A 1245-nucleotide genomic window follows, 5' to 3' on the forward strand; every position below is an offset into this window, starting at 1 on the left:
GCCGCGTTCCCGGCCTGGCGGGACACCTCGCTGGCCAAACGCACCCAGGTGCTGTTCGCCTTCCGGGAGCTGCTCAACGAGCGCAAGGGTGAACTGGCCGAGATCATCACCGCCGAGCACGGCAAGGTCGTCTCCGACGCCCTCGGCGAGGTCAGCCGCGGCCAGGAGGTCGTCGAGTTCGCCTGCGGCATCCCCCACCTGCTCAAGGGCGGCTACACCGAGAACGCCTCGACCAACGTCGACGTGCACTCCATCCGCCAGCCCCTGGGCCCGGTCGCGATCATCTCTCCGTTCAACTTCCCCGCCATGGTCCCGATGTGGTTCTTCCCGATCGCCATCGCCACCGGCAACACCGTGGTCCTCAAACCCAGCGAGAAAGACCCCAGCGCCGCGCTGTGGCTGGCCGAGCTGTGGAAACAAGCCGGCCTGCCCGCCGGGGTGTTCAACGTCCTCCAAGGCGACAAGACCGCCGTCGACGAACTGCTCACCAACCCCAAGATCAAATCCGTGAGCTTTGTCGGGTCCACCCCGATCGCCCAGTACGTCTACGCCACCGGCACCGCCGCCGGCAAGCGCGTCCAGGCCCTGGGCGGAGCCAAAAACCACGCCGTGATCCTGCCCGACGCCGACCTGGATTTGGCCGCCGACGCGATGGTCAACGCCGGCTTCGGCTCCGCCGGCGAACGCTGCATGGCCATCTCCGCCTGCGTGGCCGTCGGCCCCATCGCCGACGACCTGGTCGCCAAGATCACCGAACGCACCACCGGGCTCAAGATCGGCGACGGCACCCGCAACACCGACATGGGTCCGCTGGTCACCAAGGCCCACCGCGACAAGGTCGCCTCCTACATCGACGCCGGCGAAGCCGCCGGCGCCAAGGTCGTCGTCGACGGCCGCACCGTCCAGGCCGACGGTGATCAGGACGGGTTCTGGCTGGGCCCCACCCTGCTCGACAACGTCACCGCCGACATGAGCGTCTACACCGACGAGATCTTCGGCCCCGTCCTGTCGGTCGTGCGGGTGGACACCTACGACCAGGCCCTGGACCTGATCAACACCAACCCCTACGGCAACGGCACCGCGATCTTCACCAACGACGGCGGCGCGGCCCGACGCTTCCAAAACGAGGTCGAGGTCGGCATGGTCGGCATCAACGTGCCCATCCCCGTTCCCATGGCCTACTACAGCTTCGGCGGCTGGAAAGCCTCCCTGTTCGGCGACAGCCACGCCCACGGCACCGACGGC

At 68.0% G+C, this 1245-nt stretch carries 1 protein-coding gene; it reads left to right on the plus strand.

What is annotated here, in order from left to right:
- On the plus strand, window positions 1-1245 hold a 1245-nt coding region (locus ACTWP6_RS30280; protein ID WP_443189635.1), incomplete at both ends, for a CoA-acylating methylmalonate-semialdehyde dehydrogenase.

The sequence above is a fragment of the Mycobacterium sp. 4D054 genome (assembly GCF_052245755.1).
Classification (GTDB): domain Bacteria; phylum Actinomycetota; class Actinomycetes; order Mycobacteriales; family Mycobacteriaceae; genus Mycobacterium.